The organism is Pararhodobacter zhoushanensis (assembly GCF_003990445.1).
Taxonomy (GTDB): Bacteria; Pseudomonadota; Alphaproteobacteria; order Rhodobacterales; family Rhodobacteraceae; genus Pararhodobacter; species Pararhodobacter zhoushanensis.
In genome coordinates this window covers 500,996-518,999 of sequence record NZ_REEZ01000002.1, presented here as the reverse complement: position 1 = coordinate 518,999, position 18,004 = coordinate 500,996, and the positions used below count along the sequence as shown (strand labels likewise).

Here is an 18,004-nt window from a genome sequence, read left to right as displayed (position 1 = left end):
TATTTGAAGACAGAAAATGCGCGGCAAGGTTTTGTTAACCGTGTCTTCTGTCGACTTCGGATGCTTGCGCGCGTCTGCCGGGTGCAGTGGGTGGGGGTTTCCTTGACCTGCGTTGCCGTTTACCTCGTGCCCTATGACACGCCCTTTACACCCCACCGCCCTCGTCACCGGCGCCAATCGCGGCATCGGTAAAGCCATTGCTGCCGGGCTCAAGGCCCGGGGTTGCCTTGTCACGCTAGGCGCGCGGGATGCTGCCGCGGGGCGGGCTGAGGCGGCGGCGATGGGGGTCGGTTTTGCGCGGATCGATTTGCAGGAGCCCGAGAGTTATTTCGAGGCGGTCACCCAGGCTGGCGGTTTCGATATTCTGGTTAACAACGCCGGGGTTCTCAAGGATGTGTCGTTGCTCGACCGCGGGTCGGATTTCGATGTGGCGATGGAGGTGATGGTGCACGCGCCGCTGGATCTGATCCGGCTGAACACCCCGCATTGGCGGGCCAGCGGGTGGGGGCGGATCGTCAATCTATCGTCGGGGTGGGGGTCGCATGCCGAAGGGCTTCAGGGGCCGGGCGCTTACGGTGTCGCGAAGGCGGCGTTGAATGCGCTGACGCGGGCCTTGGTCCGCGATCTGCCGCCGGGCGTTAAGGTTAATGCGTGCGATCCGGGGTGGGTTGCCACGCGGATGGGCGGTGCTGATGCGCCCTTGAGTGCCGAGGAGGGGGCCGATACCCCGCTTTGGCTGGCGCTTTTGCCCGAGTATGGCCCGACCGGCGGGTTTTACCGCAAACGGCAGCCAGCTGCCTGGTAGCGTCTCCGTCTCTTTCCTGAACGTCTTCCGATCCCGCGCCCGCAAGCGCGGGATTTTTCTTTGTGGGGGCAGATTTTCTTCTTGCTAGATTTAGTAAAATTAGGGTAAGAAAAATTGAGGCAAGAAAATATCAAGCAAATGGCCGCCCAGCCCCCAAGACCGAAATTGCCGCCGCTAACCGCGTTGCGTGCGTTCGAGGCCGCGGGACGGCTGGGCGGTTTTGCTCCCGCCGCCCAGGAATTGGGCGTGACGCCGGGAGCCGTGACCGCTCATCTCAAAAATCTGGAAACCACGCTGGGGGTGACGCTGTTCGAGCGTCTGCATCGGGGTGTTTCGCTGACCAGTGTGGGCGCGCGGGTCTTGCCGGATTTCACCCGCGCCTTTGCCGCGCTGGATGCCGCCGTGCACCGGCTTGAAGATGAGGCAGCGCCCGGGCTGGTGCGCATCGCCACCACAGCGGATCTGGCGCAGCTGTGGTTGTCGCCGCGCCTGCCTGCGTTGCGGGCCGAAGGGTTGCAGGTGGTGCCGCTGCCGATGGACTCGCCCGAGGCCGCGCGGGGGTTGGCGGAGCTGGCGCTCTATCCGCAGGTCGGCGGTGCGATCCCTGCGCCGCTGATCGCAGTGGCGGCGCCCGGGTTTACCGGTGGGCTGGAGCCGGCGACGGCGCTGGTGCTTGCCGGGCCGCTGGGTGACTGGGGGCGTTGGGCGGATGCGGCGGGGCGCGCGGGGTTTGTGCCGCGCGGGCCGGTGCATGGCTCGGCCGCGCTGGCGCTGGAGGAGGCGGCGAATGGGGCGGGGGTGCTGGTCATTGCGCGACCTCTGGCCGAGGCCGCCTTGCGCGCCGGGCGGGTGGTGCAGCTGTGGGGGATCGAGGCGGAGAGCGGTCTGGGACTGGCGCTCTGGCCGTTGCGCGCGGTTGCGCCGGGGTCGGCGACCGAGCGGGTGATGGCGGCGCTAGGCGATCAGCGCGGGCCAGATGGCGGCGTTGCGGGGTGAGAACACCCGGACGTGGCCGAGGCTTTCAAGCCCGGCATCAGTGGACCTGAGCAAGCGGTGCTCCACCTGCGCGCGAGGGAACCACGCGGCCATTTTTGCGACGCAGGGCGGCGGCATCATGATGTCGTCGGCCATGGCGACTAGGGTCATCGGCCCGCTGTAGCCCGGTTGCGCCAACCCGCCCAAGGCCGGATCGGCGGGCAGGCTGCCCCGGCTCAGCAGCCAGCGCCGCCATTGCCGGAAGACGCCCTTGGGCAGGCTCTGCCCCAGTCCGAAGCGCGCAGCGGGGAAGTGGTCGCGCCGCAGGCACGACAGCGGCCCCGCGACGTACCACAGCAGGGTGGCATAGGCGCGGAAGGGCCAGGGATGGGCGCTCAGGTGGCCGTGACCCGCCGCGACGGTGATCACCCGGTCCACGCAGTCCATGCCGGGCTGGAACCCCGCTGACATGCCGCCCAGCGAATGCCCGATCATCCAGAGCGGCAGCGCGGGGAACCGCGCGCGCAGCCAGTCGCGGGCGGCCGTGGCGTCGTCGATGGCCCAGTCGGTCATCGTGGCGCGCGAGCCGCCGGGCTGACCCGAGGCACCGAAGTCGCGATAGTCCCAGCAGAGCACGGCGGCCTGACGCTCGACCGCCAGCCATTGCGCGAAAGGGTAATAGAACTTGGCAGGGACGCCGGTGGCCGCATTGATCACCACCGCCATTTGCGGCTGTGGGACGCTGATCAGCGTCCCACGCAGGGCAGGGGTCAGCGCGACCGGCGCGGCTGTGACGTCGTTCATGGGGCCGGGTGCCTCAGGCAACGATCTCGCGCGGGACGATGAAGTCACGGGTTGCGCCAAGGCCGTAGGCCAGTTGCGCCCAGTCGTCGATCTCGAAGCTGGCGACGAGGGTGGCGCCGGTGGGGAAATGGCGGAATTCGGGCGACATCGGCGGCTGGGCGACGATGCGGGTGGCGAATTCGGCAATACCGGGGTTGTGGCCAATGACCATCACCGTGTCGCTTTGCGCGTGGCGCAGCACGGCCATCATCACGTCAGGCCCGGCGTTGTAGAGCGAGGGCTTGAGCGAGAGGGTCGGCGAGCCGGGCAGCGCGGGCGCAATGCCGGACCAGGTCTTGCGGGTGCGCAGCGCGTCCGAGCACAGCACCTCATCGGGGACATACCCGCGCGAAGCCAGCCAGGTCCCCAGATCCGCAGCCGCGGCCTTGCCACGCTCATTGAGCGGGCGGTCGTGGTCAGACATGGTGGGATCGTCCCAGCTGGACTTGGCGTGGCGCGTCAGAATCAGGCGCTTGGTCATACGTGGAACTGGCTCATGTGATACTGGGATTGGGACTGCATTCTTGCATGGCTTTGTGACGCGGGGCAAGCGCGCCTTGCGCGGCAGCCGTTGCTAAGACACTCGCCTCCGGCGGGCGTGTCGAGATAGGCGTGACATGCAGCGGTGTCGTAGCCGTCCCTGCCCAGCGCGTTGACGGGGCAGGCGGTGCGGCAGGGTTGGGCCGTGCAGGTGTCGCAGGGGTTCGGGGTGGCGGGCAGGGACAGCGGGAAGGGCAGGGCCAGCGCGCCGCGAAACGACACCCACAGGCCCGCGTCGGCGTGGACCAACATGCCGACCGGGCTTTGCCACAGCGCGCCCGAGTCGCGCGCCCAACGCAGGAAGGGCGGATAGGGCGGGCCGTCCGAGGGGAACAGGGCCGCGCCGCCGAATCGCCCGGCCAGCGCGGTCAGCGTGCGGTGGGACCAGCGGTCGACGGGATCGGGCGTGCCGTCTTGCCATTCGGGCGAGGCTTGCAGCCGGTCCCACCAGACCGCGCCGCCTTGCGGGCCGATCAGGACCAGCGCGCAGGCGTCGGGCGGGCAAAAGCCGGGGTCGGGCCGGGTCACGGCGAGCGCGACCAGGCCCTGAGCGTCGAGCGCGCTTAGAAGCTCACTCTTCGTGTCCACGGGGGGTCACGCGCGGTGTGGTCGAGCGGATGATCGACCCGGCACCATGCTCGGTGAACAGCTCCAGCAGGCAGGCGTTGGGCACACGGCCGTCCAGAATGACCACCGCCCGAACGCCCGCTTCCAGCGCGTCCAGCGCGGTTTCGGTCTTGGGGATCATGCCCCCGGCGATGCTGCCATCGGCAATCATCGCGCGGACCTGATCGGGGTGGATCTCGGTCAACACGTTGCCGTCGGCGTCCTTGACGCCGGACACATCGGTCAGGAGCAGCAGGCGATCGGCCTTGAGCGCCCCGGCAATCGCCCCGGCTGCGGTGTCGCCGTTGACGTTGAAGGTTTCGTTCGCGCTCATCCCCGTGGCGACGGGGGCGACGACAGGGATGATCCCGGCGTTGAACAGATCGCGCAGCACCTGCACGTTCATCTCGACGGGGCGTCCGACAAAGCCCAGTTCGGGGTCGTCGGCAACGCAGACCATCAGGTCGTCATCCTTGCCCGACAGACCCACCGCGCGGCCGCCCTCATCCATGATCGCCTGCACGATGCGTTTGTTGACCAGACCGGTCAGCACCATTTCGACCACCTCAACCGTGGCCTTGTCGGTCACGCGCTTGCCGCGCACGAATTCCGACTTGATGCCCAGACGGCCCAGCAGGTCGTTGATCATCGGCCCGCCGCCATGCACGACGACCGGGTTCAGACCGACCTGACGCATGAGCACGATGTCACGGGCGAATTCCGCCATGGCGTCTTCGTCGCCCATCGCGTTGCCGCCAAATTTGACGACCACGACGGCACCCGAAAAGCGCTGAAGATAGGGCAGGGCCTCGGACAGGGTCCGGGCGATGGCTTTCCAGTCGCGATTCATGTTCTGATTTCTCATGGACATTACTGCATGGTGGCGATGAGCGCGCGAAGCGTTTCAACACCCTCACCTTTTTCCGACGAGGTGACAAGCAGCTCGGGAAACGCCGCCGGGTGTTTGGCCAGCGCTGCGCGGACCTGTGCCAGCGTCTGTTCCTGCTGCGCCACGCCGATCTTGTCGGCCTTGGTCAGCACCACCTGAAACGGCACGGCGGATTTGTTCAAAAGGTCGAGGATTTCCTCATCCACCTTCTTCACCCCGTGGCGCATGTCGATCAGCACAAAGGCCCGGCGCAGGGTCGAGCGGCCCGCCAGATAGCTTTTGAGCAGCGCCTGCCATTGGCGCACCACGGCGACGGGGGCTTCGGCAAAGCCGTAGCCCGGCAAGTCGACCAGATAGAGCTTTTCGCCCACATCGAAGAAGTTGATTTCCTGCGTGCGGCCCGGCGTGTTGGATGTCCGCGCCAGCGATTTGCGCCCGGTCAGGGCGTTGATCAGGCTGGACTTGCCGACGTTCGAGCGCCCGGCAAAGCAAATCTCCAGACGGTCGGCAGGGGGCAGCCCCTCCATCGACACGACGCCTTTGACGAAATCCACCGGCCCGGCAAACAGCTTGCGGCCGATTTCGGCGGTTTCCGCGCTCGGGGTTTCGGTCAGGGGAAACGGGAGGGAGGTCATGCGTGAAGCTCCATCTGATCGCCAAGCGTCACAGTGCCCGAGGCAACGACGCTGGCATAAACGCCAAGATCCTGATGGCCCCAGCCAGCGCGCAGCGCGGCGAGCGTGTCGCCGTCGGCTTCGCCGGTTTCAGGGTCATAGGTGGTGGCAACGCAACGCGTAATGCGCTCTTCGACGCGCAGGCGCGCGCTGCCAAGGGTGAATTCGCGGCCGATCAGGTCGAACTCCTGCCAGGCGGGCATCTCGTCCAGCCACAGGTTGCCGCGGAAGCGGTGGATCGACAGATCCTGCCCCATGCTCTCGCCCAGTGCCTTGAGCGAGGCGAGGTTCAGCACCGCGAGCCACGGATCGGGCACATCGGTCATCGTGCCGCCGTCCTGCCGCGCGACCAGCCGGTCGGGGGCAGGGCGGGCCGCGGGCCAGAGCGGGCGCAGCCAGTCGACCAGCGCCGCGCCGTCCTCCGGCAGGGTGCCGGTGAACAGCTCTTGTGCGGGGTGCGACAGGTGGATCACGTTGGTCTCTTCGTCGAACTCGGCACGGATCGCCTGCAGCGTTCCCGCCGCCGCGCCGCGCACGAAGTTCATCTTGGCCATCCAGCCCTGTGGCATGCCATCGAACTTGGCGCTTTGCGTCGCCACCGCCCAGACCCGGTCAAAGGGCATCGGGCGGCCCTGCGAAAGGACCGCCCGGTTGAGCATCTGGAACCCGGCGGATTTCACCGGGTGCCTGACGATATGCGCAAGCCGCGCGCCGCTCACTTGGGTTTACTGCCCTTTGGCAGCCGAACCGAGGCGCGGATATTGCCGAAGATATCCGGCTTGGACCCATGCGCGCGCATGATGAAATACTGCTGCGTGAAGGTGATCACGTTGTTGCCGATCCAGTACATCAACAGGCCCGAGGCAAAGCCGCCCATGACGAACATGAAAATCCACGGCATCCAGTTGAAGATCGTCGCCTGCATCGGATCGGCCGGGGCCGGGTTCAGGCGCATCTGGAACCACATCGAGGCGCCAAACAGAAGCGGCAGCAGACCCAGGAAGGCGGTCGCCATCAGGCTGCCCGTCTCAGGGGCTGCCCAGGGCAGGGCGCCAAACAGGTTGAACAGCGAGGTTGGATCGGGTGCGGACAGGTCGTTGAACACCCAGAACCACGGCGCGTGTCGCAATTCGATGGTGACGAAGATCACCTTGTAGAGCGAGAAGAAGATCGGGATCTGCAGCAGGATCGGCAGACAGCCGGCTGCAGGGTTAACCTTTTTCTCACGGTAAAGCTTCATCATCTCTTGCTGAAGCTTCTGGCGGTCGTCGCCGGCACGCTCTTTGAGGGCGGCCATTTCCGGCTGCAGCTCTTTCATGCGCGCCATCGAGACGTAGGATTTCCATGCCAGCGGCAACAGGATCGCTTTCAGCGTCAGGGTCAGTGCCAGAATGGCCCAGCCCATGTTGCCGATCAGCCCGTGATAGAAGTTCAGCACGCGGAAGATCGGGCGGGTCAGGAAAAAGAACCAGCCCCAGTCGATCGCATCGGTGAAACGCTCGATGTTGTCGTCGTTCTGGTAGTGGTTCAGAACGGCAAATTCCTTGGCGCCGGTGAACAGCATGGACGAGGCACTGGCGGTCTCACCCGGTTGCACGGTCACGGTGGGCTGGCGCAGGCTGGCCTGATAGATGTCAGCGCCGGGCACATACTGGGCCACACTGGTCACGGCCTGACCGGGTGCGCCGACCAGCGTCGCCATGAAGTATTTCGACGTGAAGCCGATCCAGCCGTTGGTGGTGGCGGTGGTTTCATGCGTCGGGATGCGTTCGCTCTGGCTGACCGGATAGTCCACCATGTCGCCGTAATCGGCTTCCAGCAGCGCACCGTCGGTCATCTGCACGAGACCTTCGTGCGAGATATAGTATTTCTGGATGTCCGTCGGGATGCCGTGCTGCGCGATCAGCGAATACGGGTCCAGCGAGACGGCGGTGTCGGTGGTGTTCTCGATCTCTTGCGCGACGGTGAACATGTAATCGGCGTCGACGCTGATCACGCGGGTGAAGATCAGGCCCGCGCCGTTGTCCCATTGCAGCGTCACGGGGGTTTCCAGCGTCAGCGCGTTGTCGCCGACCTGCTGCCACGGCGTTGCCGGACCGGGGACCAGATCGTAATCCAGCGCGCCGCGCGGGCTCCAGCCGAAGAAGGCATAGAACGGGTGGCGGTTGCCGCCGCTGGGGTTCAGCAGGTGAACCAGATCGCTCTCGGGATCGACGGTTTCGGTGTAGTCGCGCAGGCGGATATCGTCAAAGCGACCGCCGGTGACGGCAATCGAGCCGGCCAGACGGGGGGTGTCGATCTCGATCCGGGCGGTTTCGACCAGCGGCTCGGCCACGGCCACGCCATCAGCCCCCAGCGCCGCGGCTGCAGCCGGCGGCGGCAACAATTCGGACTGGGCAACGGTGTCACCGGGCTGCGGTTCGGCCGGCGGGAACAGGGCAAACCAACCCATGATCACCGCGAGGCTGAGGGCGAAAGCAAGGATCAGGTTCTTTGTTTGATCGTCCATCAGGTCTTTCCGGGCACGATTTCAATGTTGCGAGGGTTCAACAGACCTTGCCCGGAAAGGTCAAGCGGATTCCCCGCCCAAGCGCCGCGATGCAGCCATTCGTCGCTGTCGTTTGCGTCAGAGTCGCCGACGATGGACCGCTTGCGCCATTGGCTGCGCCACTGGGCGGGGCAGGGCACGGTCGTGCGTTCACTGCGGGGGGGCGCGGGCCTTGGGTGGCGCTGTTTTCACCCAAGGCGGGCGCGGCGCGAACGACCTGCGCTATTCGGCGGCGGTGCCAAGCGCGGGCGCATCGGTGGTGATGGCGCTGCTTTGTCGGGCGTGGGGCGGTACCGTTTCCTCAACCGCACTGTCCGCAGCGGCTGCGCCGGGCTCGCCCCTGGCAAGTGCCTGATCATAGGCGACGATCCAGTCGACCAGCTCTTCGGCGGGCATCGGGCGCGCGATGCCGAAGCCCTGCAGATGATCGCAGCCCAGTTGCGCCAGTGTCACCTGCTCTTCGGGGTGCTCGACGCCTTCGGCCAGCGTGCTCAGCCCCAGTTGCGCTGCCATCGACAGGATTGCCGCGACCATGCGCTGCTGATCGGGATCGCGGTGCAGGTTGGTCACGAAACTGCGGTCGATCTTGATGCGGCCCACGGCAAACCGGCGGATCGCGGTGATCGAGGCATTGCCGGTGCCGAAGTCGTCCAGATCAATGCCGCAGCCCATGCCCGAAAGCCGGGCGATGGTGCGCACCGCGATGTCATCGTCGTGCCGTGTGACCACGGTTTCCAGAATTTCCAGCGCCAGCCGCTCAGGTTTCAGGTCATGGCGGTCCAGTTCCCAGGCAATTTCGTCGGCCAGTCTGGGATTGCGCAGCTCTTGCGCCGACAGGTTGACCGAGACGCAGGGCACCGACAACCCGGCCTTGTCCAGCGCAGCCAGGGTGTTGAGCGCGTCGCGCAGCATGACCTCGGCCAGCCGGGGCGACAGGCCCGCCGCTTCGATCTGGGGAAGAAAGTCAGCCGGTGAGAGCACGCCTTTTTGCGGATGGTGCCAGCGGGTGAGCGCCTCAAGCCCGCTGATGATGCCGCTGTCGGTGCGGATCTGCGGTTGGAAATGCGCCCGGATCTCACCCGAGTCGAGCGCGCGCCGCAGCGTGGCGATGCTGTCGCCGCTGAGCGACGCGGGGAAATCCACCACGGAATAGCTGCTCAACGCGCCCGGACCGCTGCGCAGCGCCTTGTCCGCCGCCGATTCTGCCGCCTGCAGCATGTCGATTCCGTTAAGCTGCGCCGCGCGCGGTGACAGCGAGAAGCCGATCGAAACGCTGGGCCAGACCGTCACGCCGTTAAGCGTGACCGGCGCCGCCAGTTGCGATTGTGTGCGCTGCGCCACCGCCATGACGGCGCCAAGGTCCAGTCCGCGATGCGGAAAAAGCGCGACGCCGAACCCGTCCGGGTGCAACGCGCAGACCAGATCCTGTGCGCGCAAGGCGTCGGCGAGTCGCGCGGCAAGCGTTTCGGTCAACTGCTGAAACCCGCTGTCGCCATGATGCTGGCGCAGCCGCTCTGCACCGTCCAGCCGAAGCGCCAGCGCTGCGCCGTTGATCCCGGCCCTTGGCAGCAGTTGCGCCTGCACGGCCTCGCGTGTGGTGATCCGGGCAATGCCGGGGCTGTCGCCCACCACCGCCGCGTCGCTAGTGCCCTGCATGGCGGTCCACAGGAACAGGGCCTGCACCGTAACCACCAGACCGACACCCCACCATGGCATCTCAGCGGCCCCGGCCACCAGCATCAAGGTGACGGTCGGGATCAGCGCCACGGCCCAGATGCGTCGCAGGGCGGCAAGGTGCTGCGTGCGTTGGGCCGACTCTCTGCTCATCCTGCGTCCTTCCGATGGCCTTTGCCCGAGCCCGGGCGATTGGCAGCATCAGCTTTCGCGCAAAGGATGAGCCAAAGCTTAACGCAGGTTCGGAATTTCGCTCAAATTGTCCGGGTCAGGCGTACCGGCGTCGGGCCAGAGGTTGGCAAAGTCAAACAAGGCCGGGTCCGCCAGATGGGACGGGCGCACGTTCATCAGCGCGCGGAACATGATGTTGCGGCGGCCCGGCGTGCGGCGCTCCCACTCATCGAGAATACCCTTGACCTGCACCCGTTGCAGCCCGTCCTGCGAGCCGCACAGATCGCAGGGGATCACCGGATAATTCATCGCACGGGCGAATTTCTCGCAATCTGCCTCGGCCACCAGCGCAAGCGGGCGCAGCAAGGTCAGATCGCCATCCTCGTTCACCAGCTTGGGCGGCATGCTCGCCAGCCGTCCGCCGTGGAACAGGTTCATGAAGAAGGTTTCCAGAATATCGTCACGGTGATGGCCCAGCACCACCGCCGTGCAGCCCTCTTCGCGCGCCACGCGGTACAGGTTCCCGCGGCGCAGGCGCGAGCAAAGGCTGCAATAGGTGCGGCCCTGCGGGATCTTGTCGACGACTACGGAATAGGTGTCCTGATACTCGATCCGGTGCGGCACGCCCATTCTGGTCAGGAACTCGGGCAGGACGGTCGCCGGAAAGCCGGGCTGGCCCTGATCCAGATTGCAGGCCAGCAGGTCAACCGGCAGCAAGCCGCGCCATTTCAACTCGTGCAGGATGGCGAGCAGGGTGTAGCTGTCCTTGCCGCCCGACAGACACACCAGCCAGCGGTCGCCCGGGCGGATCATGCCATAGGTCTCGGTCGCCTCGCGCACCTGCTGCACCAGCCGCTTGCGCAGCTTGCGGAACTCGGTCGATTTGGGCGCGCCGTGGAACAGCGGGTGGATGTCGTCTTGATCGTCGAGCATGGGCGGATCTCCTGCCCCGAGGCATAGGGGGATGCGCGGCGCGCCGTCAAGGCGCTGTGGGGTCAGTGTCGATGGGCGTCATGCTCGGGATCAGCGCCCGGCACCGGGTCATACCCATGCCCGCCCCAGGGCTGACAGCGCGCAATGCGTTTGGTCGTTAACCATGTGCCACGCAGCGCGCCGTGGCGCTGCAGGGCCTCCATCGCATACGCTGAGCAGGTGGGCTGGAACCGGCACCCGTGCCCGACCCAGGGACTGAGCAGCAAGCGGTAGGCGCGCACCGGCAGTGAAACGATCCAGGCGGCGGGGGTCATACGGGGCGTGTCACACATCGGGCGGTCCTTGGGGCTGCGCTGGATGTGGGGCGCCTGGCGGCGCAGCGCAAGGGCGATCAGCCCAGCCGCGCCGCGAGGTCGGTGATCTGCGACGGGGCGAAGACGGTGATGCCGTGGCGGATGAGGTGCTCGGCCACCACCCCGCGGCCTGCGATGCGGGTGCCATCATGACGGCCGGCATAGACCTGAAGTGAACCGCACGAGGGGCTGGCGTCGGTCAAAAGCGCGAAGCTGCAGCCCTGGGCAAGGGCTATGCGCAGGGCGATCTCGGCGCCGCGGACAAAGGCGTGGCTGACATCAGCGTCTTGATCGGTGCGGATGCTGCCCGTGCCGTCGAGAACCTGCGCGGCTGTCACGCCGGGGGCAAGTTCTGCGGGTGGGCGCGGGGTTGGCAGACCGGCGGCGACCTCGGGGCAGAGGGGGACGAGCCGACCCTCGGCCTGCCAGCGCGTGAGCAGGGCGTCAGTCAGGGTTTTGGCGCGGCCGTCGTAGCGCACGGGCGCGCCCATCAGGCAGGCGCTGATCAGGATGCGGGACATCGGCTCAGTCTAGGGGGTGAGGGTGGCAGGGTAAAGGCGGGGCGGCGCTCGACCCCATCGAGGGGTCTCGCGCCGCTCGGGGGCGCTGCCCCCGCCGGGCCGTTCCGGCCCGCCCCCGGGATATTTAGGGCATAAAGTTGCAGGTTAACAAAGCGTTAACGCCGCATTTTCTGTCTGAAAATATCCTCGGGGGGTGAATGGCGCGGTACGCGCCAGAGGGGGGCAGAAGGCCCCCCTGCGCCGGTTCAGCCGTGAATGCGGTTGAGGGCGCTGTGCAGGTCGCGTTGCAATGCCGCGTAATCGCTTGCAATCGTGGCCTGAGGTTTGCCGACCAGGACGTAATCCCAGCCGCTCAGCCCGCGATCGGTGAGGATTTCGCGTGCCAAAGCCCGCAAGCGGCGTTTGGCGCGGTTGCGGGCGATGGCGTTGCCGATTTTCTTCGAGCAGGTGAACCCGACGCGCACGCCCTCGCCCGGCTCGCCCGCTGCGCGCTGGCGCGCTTGCAGCAGGAAACCCGCCACGGCAGCGCGACGGGCTCGGGCGGCGGCGAGGAAATCGCTGCGCTTGGTCAGCACCGTCAAGCCTGACAAAACCGCCGGTGCTGCCCGGTCTCCAGCCTCAGGGCTGGTCAGGGGCGCGTCCGGCGGTGTCATACCTGTGACAGGCGCGTGCAGGCCTTAGGCCGACAGGCGCTTGCGGCCTGCCGAACGGCGTGCGTTCAGGATCTTCTGGCCGGCTTTGGTTGCCATGCGCGAACGGAAGCCGTGGCGCTTTTTGCGAACCAGGTTCGAAGGCTGGAAGGTGCGTTTCATTGCGCAAGTCCTTATGTGGTTGCCCGAATCCAACCCGTGGGATTCGAGGGCTTATCATTCTGAAGGCCGGGCAATAGCCAAGGCGGGCGGGCAAGTCAATCGACGCCGGGGCGGATTCGGAAAAAAGACGCGCGGCGCTTGACCTTCCTTAACGCCTTGCGCTGGATAGCGCCATGACCCTGCTGGCCGCAAACCACCCGTTTCGCCTGCTTGTCGTGGCGAATGCGCGGTCGGGCAGTGGTGAAACCCTCGGTTCCGCTTGGCCGTCTATGGCGGGCGGTGGTTGCGGTTCGACGTGGGGACTGCCACCTAGGTGTAACGAAGCGCCGCGCCGGGTCGTCCTGCCCATGGCCCGTACCGGAGATCCAAGATGCCCCCGACCCTGCGCCGCTGGCTCCCGCTGATCATCATCGCAACCGGCGCGGTGCTGGGACTCGTGCTGTTGCGCGACCGGCTGAGTTTTGAGTCGCTGGCCGCGAACCACGACGCGCTGCTGGCCTACCGCGCTGCGAATCCGCTGCTGACCCCGGCGCTGTTCATCGCGGCCTATGTGGTGGTTGTGGCTTTCTCGATCCCCGGCGCGATCTGGGTCACGCTGACCGGCGGGTTCCTGTTCGGGGTGTTTCCGGGCGTGCTCTATAATGTCAGCGGGGCGACGCTGGGCGCGCTGCTTCTGTTCCTCGCTGTCCGCGCCGGGTTTGGCGAGCGGCTGCGGGCGCGGATTGATGCGACGGATGGCGCGGTGCGGCGGCTCAGCGACGGCATCCGTGCCAATGAGGTGCCGGTGCTGTTGTCGATGCGCCTGATCCCGGCGGTGCCGTTTTTCGTCGCCAACCTGATCCCGGCCTTTCTGGGTGTCGCGGTCTGGCGGTTTGTCTGGACCACGCTGCTTGGCATTCTGCCGGGCGCGCTGGTCTATACATGGGTCGGTGCCGGGCTGGGCGAAGTTTTCGCGCGGGGCGAGACGCCTGATCTGGGTGTCATCTTCGAGCCTTATATCCTGGGGCCACTTCTGGGGCTGGCGGCGCTGTCTCTGCTGCCTGTTGTGTTGAAAAAACTGCGGAGGGCCTGAGATGAGCATTCTGGAAACCGATATCTGTGTGATCGGCGCGGGCTCGGGCGGGCTGTCGGTGGCCTCGGGCGCGGCTCAGATGGGCGCGCGGGTGGTGCTGGTCGAGGGGCACAAGATGGGCGGCGACTGCCTGAACTATGGCTGTGTGCCCTCAAAGGCGTTGCTGGCGGCAGGCAAGGCCGCTGCCGCGCACCGCACAAACGGGCCGGGCGTGGCCGCGGATGAGCCCGAGGTGAGCTTTGCCGCCGCCAAGGACCACGTGTCACGGGTAATCGCCGCCATCGCGCCGCATGATTCGCAGGAACGCTTCGAAGGGCTGGGCGTGACGGTCATCCGGGATTGGGCCCGCTTCACCGGCCCGCGCGAGATCGAGGCAGGCGGCAAGCGCATCCGCGCGCGGCGTTTTGTCATTGCCACCGGCTCGCGTCCGCTGATCCCGCCGATCAAGGGTCTGGACGCGGTGCCCTATTTCACCAACGAGACGATCTTCGATCTGCGCCAGCCACCGGGTCATCTGCTGATCATCGGCGGCGGGCCCATTGGGCTGGAAATGGCGCAGGCGCACCGGCGGCTGGGCAGCAAGGTGACGGTGATCGAAGGCGCGCGGGCGATGGGGCGCGATGACCCCGAAGCGGCGGCGATGGTGCTGGCCAAGCTACGCGCCGAGGGTGTCGATATTGTCGAACAGGCCAAGGTCGAGCGGGTCGGCGGACGCTCGGGCGCGCTGGAGGTGCGGGTCGCGGGGGGCACGATCTTTGTCGGCACGCATCTGCTGGTCGCCGTGGGGCGCTCGCCGTCGCTGGAGCGGCTGAACCTTGAGGCGGCAGGCGTGCTGACCAACCGCGCGGGCGTGCAGGTCGACGACCGGCTGCGCAGCTCGAACCGCCGGGTCTATGCGATCGGCGATGCGGCGGGGCGCGGGCAGTTCACGCATCTGGCGGGCTATCACGCCGGGCTGATCATCCGGCCCATGCTGTTCGGCCTGCCCGCCAAGGCGCGCGGCGATCATATCCCGCGCGTGACCTTCACCGATCCCGAGCTGGCGCAGGTCGGCCTGACCGAGGCCGAGGCGCGCGAAAAGCATGGCGACGCGGTGCAGGTCTTGCGGCTGGACTTCGACGCCAGCGACCGCGCGCAGGCTGAGGGCAAGACGGTCGGTCTGATCAAGGTGATGGCCTTCAAAGGCAGGCCCATAGGGGCCACGATTGTCGGTCCCGGCGCGGGTGAGCAGATCGCGCTGTGGTCGCTGATGCTGGCCAATCGCCTCAAGCTGAGCGCCATGGCTGCAACCGTTCTGCCCTATCCGACGATGGCAGAGCTTTCCAAACGCGCATCATCGGCTTATTTTACCCCCAAACTCTTTGATAATCCTTTGATCAAGCGGGTGGTTCGGGCTGTGCAGTATTGGGTGCCCTGACTTTCTCTGCGAACTGGGACGGGTATGTTCTTTCGAACGCTTTCAGGCCGTTTCCTGCTGCTGACACTGCTCTTCGTGCTTCTGGCCGAGGTGCTTATTTTCGTACCCTCCGTTGCCCGGTTCCGAGAAGACTATCTGCTGACCCGTCTTGAACGGGCGCAGATTGCATCGCTGGCTTTGCTGGCGTCCGATGGCAGTATCAGCGACAAGCTGGCCGAAGAGCTGCTCAACACCGCCGGGGTCTATAACGTCGTGCTGCGGCGCGATGCAGTGCGCGAACTGGTGCTGTCCTCGCAGGTGCCGGGGCCGGTGTCGGCGACCTATGATCTGCGCGCGCCGCCGATCTGGACGCTGATGCGTGACGGGCTGGCGGCGATGTTCATCCCTGACAACACGGTCATCCGGCTGATCGGCGACCCGGTGCAGGAAGCGGGGTTGCTGATCGAAGTCACGATGAACGCCGGGCCGTTGCGCGGTTCGCTGCGCGACTACGCGCTGCGCATTCTGTTTTTGTCGCTGATCATCACGCTGGCCACCGCGGCGTTGCTGTTCTTCTCGGTGCAACGCTTGATCGTGACGCCGATCCGGCGCGTCATTGCCTCGATGGCGGCCTATGCCAAGGCGCCCGAGGATGCACGGTCGATCATTGACCCCAACAGCCGCGTGACCGAGTTGCGCGAGGCAGAAGAAGCCTTGCAGCATTTGCAGACCGATCTGGCGCAGGCGCTGCGGCAGAAGGAACGGCTGGCGCAGCTGGGCGGCGCGGTGGCGCGCATCAGTCATGATCTGCGCAACATCCTGTCCACGGCCTCGCTGCTGGCCGACCGGATCGAAAGCTCAAGCGATCCGGCTGTTGCGCGCGCTGCGCCCAAGCTGCTCAATTCGTTGTCGCGCGCGATCAGCCTGTGTGAGAGCACGCTGGCTTTCGGCAAGGCCGAAGAGCCGTCGCCCCGGCTCAGCCAGTTCGCGCTGCGGCCAATGGTTGAGGAACTGATCGAAAGCGAGCGCATGGCGGCGGGTGAGGCCGGCGATGCGGTCGAGTTCCTGGTCGATGTGCCCGCCACCATGATGCTGCGCGCCGACCCCGAGCAGTTGTTCCGCGTGCTGACCAATCTTGTGCGCAACGCGCGTCAGGCGATCGAGGCCACGCGTAAGCCCGGCTCGATCGAGGTGACCGCGCGGGAGACCGACACGAGCACGGCGATTCGGGTGATCGACACGGGGCCAGGCCTGCCGCAGCGTGCCAAGGAGAACCTGTTCGCGGCCTTTCAGGGCGGCGCTCGCAAGGGCGGCACCGGTCTGGGACTGGTCATCGCAGCCGAGCTGGTGCGCGGTCATGGCGGCAAACTGGAGCTGATACGCAGTGATGAAGACGGCACCGAGTTCCGGCTTTCGCTGCCTCTTGGCGGCTGAGAAAAAGGTGTGAAGAAAAGCGCAGATACCCCCTTGCGCTGCCCGGCGGTGGACGCTAAATCACGCCACACAGTGCACCCGTAGCTCAGCTGGATAGAGCATCAGACTACGAATCTGAGGGTCGGGCGTTCGAATCGCTCCGGGTGCACCACTTTCCTTTTTATTAAATTCAGACAGACGGCGTTGCGCCGTCTTTGGCGGTTGTCCTGGCGTTGGCGGGTGATTGCGCGCTTTGGCTTTGGCCGAATTGGCGGGCGGCGTGGGCGCAATCCGTCAGGCGGATTTCGAGGTGTGTCTTCCTCTTGTTTTAATGCCTGCCGTTCTTTGAATACTGATGAGCCGTTGCGGCTATTTACATTTCCGCCCGAAAGCGCGCCTCGGAAGACGGTATAAAAAGCCGATAAAAAATACCCAACAGATGGAGTCAGTGCTGGCGCCGTCGCGCAGGCATGCCCGTTTGTTGAGGGTTTTAGATGTTACGTAACGTAAATTTCTGCGAATCGATCAGATCATCAGGCCCGATCCAAAGGGCGTTACATCCTGAAATGGCGCGCTTTTCTGAGTCGCGGCTTTCGCCCGTGATGGTCTGCCTGCACCCCGCAGATTTTCAGAATGAACGCGGAATCTTCGTCGCTGAAGTAAAAAAGCTACAAAAATATGCGACACGGTTGAGGCGGCCATCTTATTGCCATAGTGAGACTTGTTATTGTCAAATTGGGCCCGGTTTTGCTTGACCGGTGTGGAGCGTTGCACTTACAACTAGTATCAAAAGGATACTTAACTTGGAGCACCTTACAAATGCGGACCGCCACATATCATGAGCCCTCTGCGGAGGCTGATTATGTAGGTTTCCAAGAAGCGCGTCGCATCATCGAGCTTGAACTTGAGTTCGAGCGGGCAGTAGCAAAGAACCGGGATCTGGCCTTGTTCCGCCGAAATGCGGCAACGTGGGAGATGCTTCTGGCCGCGCTCGCTGCCGGCGATGATGACCGGATCGGTGTGTATGATCTGGTTGAATCGGTGACGTCGACGGGTCTTGGCAGCTCAGCCTTGCTGCGTTTCGTGCGCGATCGCCGGGACGATGGACTTTTCATTTTCGGTGCCGATCCGAAAAAGAAAAGCAAGCATCGGATCAGCCTCAATGACGACCTTGCCGAAGCGGCCATGGCGCTGCTCGAGCAACGCAATCAGGCGGTGCGCACTGCGATGCTGGAAACCGCCAACGCGCCGGTCCCTTTCCAGTCTGATAACCGCCTGCTGCGCACTGCGGGCCGCCGTGACTAGACTATGGAACGCTCGCTCAACAGGGCCGGTGCCGCAGCAAGCGACGCCGGCCTTTTTCGTCGGCACGCAGGTCGGCGAACTTGTGCCACGTCAAACGCTAATCGGCGAACAACTCGCAGGGAGCGGTTGCGCAAAGCCGTTTTCTGGGGGTAGCATAAGAACATTGTAGTGATGAGTTTGACTGCGTGAGGCAAAGCATGACACACGGATTGCTTGCACAGCTGAGACGAGCGGTGCGCCAACTGGAACACGATATGGGCCTGGCGCGATATTCTGAGTGTGAGCGCGACATTGTGTGCTTCGGTCAGGATTTCCCGTCAGAGGCAAGCTTCGACGTCCGAAATTTGCTCGCGGACGAATCGATGCGGAACTATTCGCGTCCGACCATCTTTCGCGGCCTCAAGACGCTGGTCGATGACCAGATCATCGAGAAGGTCGGCGGACCGCGAAGCGGGGTCTACCGGGTAGTGCGGC

The 18,004-nt window shown here is 65.4% G+C and carries 19 protein-coding genes and 1 tRNA gene; 7 read left to right on the top strand and 13 right to left on the bottom strand.

Translation table 11 applies throughout. The features are described 5' to 3' along the window. Positions 1–133: 133 nt before the first annotated feature. Positions 134–805: an SDR family NAD(P)-dependent oxidoreductase gene (locus tag EAE28_RS07250; RefSeq protein WP_127105158.1), complete on the top strand. Its 672-nt coding sequence runs from the start codon at positions 134–136 to the stop codon at positions 803–805. A 138-nt stretch (positions 806–943) separates the two neighbouring features. Next, entirely contained in the window at positions 944–1,801 is an 858-nt protein-coding gene (locus tag EAE28_RS24335; protein WP_127105157.1) for a LysR family transcriptional regulator, read from the top strand. On the opposite strand, the gene EAE28_RS07240 is transcribed toward EAE28_RS24335, so the two are convergent. The 13 genes from EAE28_RS07240 to rpmH all read right to left on the bottom strand — a co-directional run bounded on the left by EAE28_RS07240 (position 1,760) and on the right by rpmH (position 12,344). After that, positions 1,760–2,584, bottom strand: coding sequence for an alpha/beta hydrolase family protein (locus tag EAE28_RS07240; protein WP_127105156.1), 825 nt, complete (start codon positions 2,582–2,584; stop codon positions 1,760–1,762). The two genes, EAE28_RS24335 and EAE28_RS07240, sit on opposite strands and share 42 nt — an antisense overlap. Before the next feature lie 13 nt (positions 2,585–2,597). Next, entirely contained in the window at positions 2,598–3,104 is a 507-nt protein-coding gene (locus EAE28_RS07235; protein WP_127105155.1) for a SixA phosphatase family protein, read from the bottom strand. Beyond that, a complete protein-coding gene (locus EAE28_RS07230; protein WP_127105154.1) occupies positions 3,101–3,751 on the bottom strand; it encodes a ferredoxin in 651 nt (216 codons plus the stop codon). Before EAE28_RS07230 ends, EAE28_RS07235 begins: the two co-directional genes overlap by 4 nt. Continuing rightward, positions 3,735–4,619, bottom strand: coding sequence for an acetylglutamate kinase (gene argB, locus EAE28_RS07225; protein ID WP_127105153.1), 885 nt, complete (start codon positions 4,617–4,619; stop codon positions 3,735–3,737). Before argB ends, EAE28_RS07230 begins: the two co-directional genes overlap by 17 nt. A 20-nt stretch (positions 4,620–4,639) precedes the next feature. Beyond that, the gene (gene yihA / locus EAE28_RS07220; RefSeq protein ID WP_127105152.1) at positions 4,640–5,293 is read right to left on the bottom strand and encodes a ribosome biogenesis GTP-binding protein YihA/YsxC; all 654 of its coding nucleotides are present in this window, start codon (positions 5,291–5,293) and stop codon (positions 4,640–4,642) included. Beyond that, complete coding sequence (locus EAE28_RS07215) at positions 5,290–6,051, bottom strand: MOSC domain-containing protein (RefSeq protein ID WP_246022301.1); 762 nt, start codon at positions 6,049–6,051, stop codon at positions 5,290–5,292. The genes yihA and EAE28_RS07215 overlap by 4 nt, the downstream gene beginning before the upstream one ends. Beyond that, positions 6,048–7,841, bottom strand: a complete 1,794-nt coding sequence (gene yidC / locus EAE28_RS07210; protein ID WP_127105151.1) for a membrane protein insertase YidC — start codon at positions 7,839–7,841, stop codon at positions 6,048–6,050. The genes EAE28_RS07215 and yidC overlap by 4 nt, the downstream gene beginning before the upstream one ends. 261 nt (positions 7,842–8,102) lie before the next feature. Then, a complete protein-coding gene (locus EAE28_RS07205; RefSeq protein WP_127105150.1) occupies positions 8,103–9,707 on the bottom strand; it encodes a GGDEF domain-containing phosphodiesterase in 1,605 nt (534 codons plus the stop codon). Positions 9,708–9,785: 78 nt separating this feature from the next. Continuing rightward, positions 9,786–10,658, bottom strand: coding sequence for a tRNA 2-thiocytidine(32) synthetase TtcA (gene ttcA, locus EAE28_RS07200; protein WP_127105149.1), 873 nt, complete (start codon positions 10,656–10,658; stop codon positions 9,786–9,788). 62 nt (positions 10,659–10,720) lie between these two features. Then, entirely contained in the window at positions 10,721–10,972 is a 252-nt protein-coding gene (yidD, locus tag EAE28_RS07195; protein WP_220443910.1) for a membrane protein insertion efficiency factor YidD, read from the bottom strand. 77 nt (positions 10,973–11,049) lie between these two features. Next, a complete protein-coding gene (locus EAE28_RS07190) occupies positions 11,050–11,532 on the bottom strand; it encodes a 2-thiouracil desulfurase family protein (protein WP_127105147.1) in 483 nt (160 codons plus the stop codon). Between the two features lie 245 nt (positions 11,533–11,777). Further along, on the bottom strand, positions 11,778–12,185 hold the full coding sequence (rnpA, locus tag EAE28_RS07185) for a ribonuclease P protein component (protein ID WP_127105146.1): 408 nt from the start codon (positions 12,183–12,185) through the stop codon (positions 11,778–11,780). A 24-nt stretch (positions 12,186–12,209) separates the two neighbouring features. Then, on the bottom strand, positions 12,210–12,344 hold the full coding sequence (rpmH, locus tag EAE28_RS07180) for a 50S ribosomal protein L34 (protein WP_127105145.1): 135 nt from the start codon (positions 12,342–12,344) through the stop codon (positions 12,210–12,212). Positions 12,345–12,714: 370 nt separating this feature from the next. Between rpmH and EAE28_RS07175 the strand changes: the two genes are divergently transcribed. The 5 genes from EAE28_RS07175 to EAE28_RS07155 all read left to right on the top strand — a co-directional run bounded on the left by EAE28_RS07175 (position 12,715) and on the right by EAE28_RS07155 (position 17,530). Next, positions 12,715–13,416: a TVP38/TMEM64 family protein gene (locus EAE28_RS07175; protein WP_127105144.1), complete on the top strand. Its 702-nt coding sequence runs from the start codon at positions 12,715–12,717 to the stop codon at positions 13,414–13,416. 1 nt (position 13,417) lies between these two features. After that, positions 13,418–14,833 carry a dihydrolipoyl dehydrogenase family protein gene (locus EAE28_RS07170; RefSeq protein WP_127105143.1) on the top strand — a complete coding sequence of 472 codons (1,416 nt, stop codon included), beginning with the start codon at positions 13,418–13,420 and terminating at the stop codon, positions 14,831–14,833. Positions 14,834–14,857: 24 nt separating this feature from the next. Next, complete coding sequence (locus EAE28_RS07165) at positions 14,858–16,246, top strand: sensor histidine kinase (protein ID WP_127105142.1); 1,389 nt, start codon at positions 14,858–14,860, stop codon at positions 16,244–16,246. Positions 16,247–16,320: 74 nt separating this feature from the next. Beyond that, positions 16,321–16,397: transfer RNA gene (locus EAE28_RS07160), tRNA-Arg, on the top strand. A 647-nt stretch (positions 16,398–17,044) separates the two neighbouring features. After that, positions 17,045–17,530, top strand: a complete 486-nt coding sequence (locus EAE28_RS07155; RefSeq protein ID WP_127105141.1) for a hypothetical protein — start codon at positions 17,045–17,047, stop codon at positions 17,528–17,530. Positions 17,531–18,004: the final 474 nt, after the last annotated feature.